Annotated in this window: 4 protein-coding genes; 1 reads left to right on the top strand and 3 read right to left on the bottom strand. The window is 71.8% G+C overall.

Annotation, left to right across the window (positions count from 1 at the left end):
* The 3 genes from ACY45C_RS04935 to ACY45C_RS04925 form a co-directional block, all read right to left on the bottom strand.
* Positions 1-2,736, bottom strand: a 2,736-nt coding sequence (locus ACY45C_RS04935) for an ATP-binding protein (protein WP_462186453.1), incomplete at its 3' end; no start/stop codon positions are given.
* A 155-nt stretch (positions 2,737-2,891) separates the two neighbouring features.
* Positions 2,892-3,047: a hypothetical protein gene (locus tag ACY45C_RS04930; protein ID WP_462186465.1), complete on the bottom strand. Its 156-nt coding sequence runs from the start codon at positions 3,045-3,047 to the stop codon at positions 2,892-2,894.
* Entirely contained in the window at positions 2,978-3,139 is a 162-nt protein-coding gene (locus tag ACY45C_RS04925; RefSeq protein WP_462186464.1) for a hypothetical protein, read from the bottom strand. Before ACY45C_RS04925 ends, ACY45C_RS04930 begins: the two co-directional genes overlap by 70 nt.
* 237 nt (positions 3,140-3,376) lie before the next feature.
* On the opposite strand from ACY45C_RS04925, the gene ACY45C_RS04920 reads away from it, so the two are divergent.
* Positions 3,377-3,886, top strand: a 510-nt coding sequence (locus ACY45C_RS04920; RefSeq protein WP_462186452.1) for a nitroreductase family protein, incomplete at its 3' end; no start/stop codon positions are given.

The following is a 3,886-nucleotide window of genomic DNA, read 5'->3' as shown; positions in this document are numbered from 1 at the left end:
CTCGGCGACTGCCAGCTCGTCGGCGAGCAGTGCCACCCGGGCCACGACGAACCCGCCATGAAAGGGGTCGACCCGAGGGGCGCGCAGGTCGTGAACGATCTCCTCGGTCGCCTTGAGATGGATCTGCGCGCCCTCCAGATCCCCCGACATGGCAGTGAGGACCGCGAGCTGGGCGAGCACGGCCCGACGCAGAGCCCGGTCGTCGTCAGCGGCGTCGAGGGCCTCGTTTGCCCGGGTGATCCCGACGGCGACTGGCCGGGGCCCCCAGCTCATGAGCATGGTGAGCTCCCGGCGCAGCGACTGCGCGGCCCGGGGCACGCCGGACTCTTCCGCATGCCGGACGGCGTTCTCCATCGCCCGCTCGGCCGCGGCGAACTGCCCGGCCGCCAGGTAGGCGTTGGCCTGGCTGCGGCAGGCGAGCGCCGCGCCGACCTCGTCGCCGGCCTGCACGAAGTTGGTCAGGCACGCCGCGGCTTCGGTCAGCGTCCTGGCGACCAGGCCCTCCGGATCGGTGGAGAACAGCACCCGCAGGTACGCGAGCCGGGCGTGGGCCCGCAGGCCCTCCTCCCCGGCGCGCCGGGCCCGCTCGGTCACCTGGCGCAGGATGCGCTCGGCGTCGGAGAGCCGGCCGAACGAGTACAGCGCCCAGCCGAGGTCGATCTCGGCCCGTAGCCGCAGCGGGTCCGTCTCGGGCAGCAGGGTGATGGCCCGCTTGAGCAGCTGGGCCGCGCCGGTCTCGTCGCCCTGGCGCACCCGGTCCGCCGCCTCGATCAGACAGGTCGCCGCGGATCGGCCCAGCTCGACCGTCTCGGTGTCGCGCTGCCCGATCTCCACCCGGTAACGGAACGCCTGCTCCAGGTGGTAGCCGACCAGTTCGTCGTGCTCACCGGGGCCGCCCTCCAGCCGGGTCTGCAGCCACTGGGCGAACCGCTGGTGCAGATCGGCGCGCTGCCGTTTGGCGGTGGACTGGTAGGCGCAGTCGCGCAGCAGCACGTGCAGGAACCGGAACGCCTCGACGCCGGGCAGGTCGGACCGGTCCGGATGCACCAGTTCCTTGCGGACCAGGCTCAGGCAGTGGGCGGCGACCATCGGCTGTTCGTTCGGGTCCGACAGGTCGATGACGGCGTCGAGGTAGAAGCGTTCCCCCACGATGGCGGCGCGTTCAAGGACCCGCCGTTCGGGCGGGTCGAGCCGGTCGAGCCGGGCCGCGAGCAGGGACGAGATGGTCGGCGGCACCGTCACGTTGCGCAGGCTGCCGGTGGCGATCCACCGGCTGCCCTCCCGGCGCAGCAGGCCGTCGTCGACGAGGGCCGCCACCATCTGCTCGACGAACAGTGGGTTGCCGGCCGCGGAGGTAGTGATCCGGGAGACGAGGGCCGGGTCGAGGTCGTCGGAGCCCATCAGGGTGCGGATCAGGCGCTGGCAGCGTGCCTCGGTCAGCGGCGCCAGCAGCATCGAGGTGGCGTTGAGTTTGCCGCCTCCCCAGTCCCGCCGCTCCTCCAGCAGTTCCGGGCGGGCCAGGCACAGCAGCATGATGAGGGCGTCGCGGGACCAGTCGGCGATGTTCTCCAGCAGGTCGAGCAGGGTCGGCTCGGCCCAGTGCACGTCGTCGAACCACAGGATCAGCGGGCGTCGGGCCGCCAGCGCCTGGAAGAAGGACCGGACGGCCCAGAAGCTCTCCTGCGGACCGAGTTCCGCGCCGCCCAGCCCCACCAGGGGCGCGAGCGCCTCGACGATCTCCGCCGCCTGGGTGACACCGTCGAGCAGTTCCCGCAGCCGACGCCGCCCGTCCGGGGCGCTCTCGTCGGCGGACAGACCGGTGGCCTGGCGCACCATCTCCATCAGCGGCCAGTAGGCGATGCCCTCGCCGTAGGACAGGCAACGCCCGGTGAGCACGGTCGCCCGGTTCGCCATGGCCGCGCAGAACTCGCCGACCATCCGGGACTTGCCGATGCCCGCCGGGCCCAGCACGGTGAACAGGTGGCAGGTGCGTTCCTCGACCACGGCCTCGAAGGCGTCCTGCAGCCGGCGGCGTTCCCGGTTACGCCCGATGACCGGGGCGGTGAAGCCGTGGGTCGGGGCCCGGCTGCCGGGACCCGCGGTCGGGTCGACCAGCCCGATCAATCGGTGCACCCGCAGCGGGTCGCGCTTGCCCTGGACGACCAAGGGGCCGAGCGGGCTCACCGTGACGCTGTGCCGGATGAAGCGGTAGGTGGTGTCCCCGATGAGGATCTCGTCAGGGGGAGCGGCGTGTTCCAGCCGGGAGGCGACGTTCACCGGATCGCCGGTGACGCCACCGCCGGCGACGGTCACCTCGCCGGTGTTGATCCCGATCCGCACCCGCAGTTTCAGGCCCCACTCGCGCTGCAGGTCGGCGTTGAGCGCCTCCATCGCCGCCCGGATGTCGAGGGCGGCGCGACCCGCGCGCAGCGCGTCGTCCTCGTGCAGCACGGGAATGCCGAAGACGGCGAAGACGGCGTCGCCAATGAACTTCTCGACCGACCCGCCGTGGGTGTAGATCACTTCACGGACGGTGGTGAAGAACCGCCACATGACCTGCTGCAGCGGTTCGGAGTCGATTCTCTCGCCGATGTCGGTGGACCCGGTGATGTCCACGAACATGATCGTCACGGTTTTCCGGGCGCCGCTCCCCGGGGTGGGAAGGGGATTCCCACATCCGGAGCAGAAGCGCGCCCGCTCGGGGTTGTCCTCCGCGCAGGTCGGGCACGGCACCATATGCCGGATGGTAGGCCGATCGCGACCCGAGGCGGTGGGGGATGTGCGTACCCGAGTCGCCTGAGGTGACCCGTCCCACGCCGGTGCCACCGTCGAGTCCCGGCCGGGACGGCGCGACCCGGGCGGTTCATCCGCCGACGGCCGGCTTGGCGCGGTCATGACGGCAGCTCCCGCCGCACCGCGAGGAGCGCCGCCACCTGGGCCAACACTCCCCAGCCGACTACTCCCCAGCCGCCCGCGTTCACCTCGACCGCCCCGCAGCCACCAAAGACCACCACGCTGCCGGAGCCAGGGGTGACCAGAGCCAGCAACCAGGGGTGACCAGACCCAGCAGGATGCGCGGCGTCGTTGTCTTGCCGGGGCCGTTCGGCCCCAGAAAACCGGTGATGTTCCCTTCCCGCACCGTGAAACTCACGTCCCGGACGGCGCGCTGGGACCCGTATCGCTTGGCCAGATGGTCTATTTCAACGACGGCGGTGACGAGAGCCTCCCGGCGGAGGTTCGAGCGGGGCAATCTCTACGGTAACCTGTCGCTGTTCCAGATCCACCGGCGGCTGTCACCGCCGGCCGGGTCGCGGTCGCCGGCCGGGAGACCGGTACTTCCCGGGTTCCCCGAACCGCGATCCCCCAAGGAGTTTTCATGGACGCTCTCGCCTGCCTGATGACGCGCCGTACAGCGACCCGGCTCGTCGAACCCGGTCCGACGGCGGAGCAGATTATGATCATACTTAGTGCCGCCACCACGGCGCCGGATCACAAGATGCTGCGGCCCTGGCGCTTCGTGGTCGTGCGGGGCGATGCTCGCGCCACCCTGGCGGCGGCGATCAAGCGGGCCGCCGAGACCGTCGGCGGGTTGCCCGAGCCGGTCATCCGCAAGACCGCCGGCAAGGCCACCCGTTCCCCGGCGCTCATCGCCGTCGTCGCCTCCCACGTCGGTTCGAAGGTTCCGGTCGCCGAGCAGGACGCCTCGGCCGCGGCGGCGGCGCAGAACATCTGCCTGGCCGCGCACGCGCTCGGCGTCGCCTCGGCCTGGAAGTCGGTGCCGATGCAGGGCAGCGCCGAGGTCCGGGAGGCGTTCGGGCTGACGTCGGACGAGGCGCTGGTCGGCTGGGTGGAGCTCGGGACCCAGGCGGGCACCGCGCCGCTGCCG

It is taken from the genome of Frankia sp. CcWB2 (assembly GCF_977927585.1).
This window is presented reverse-complemented; position numbering and strand designations above follow the sequence as displayed.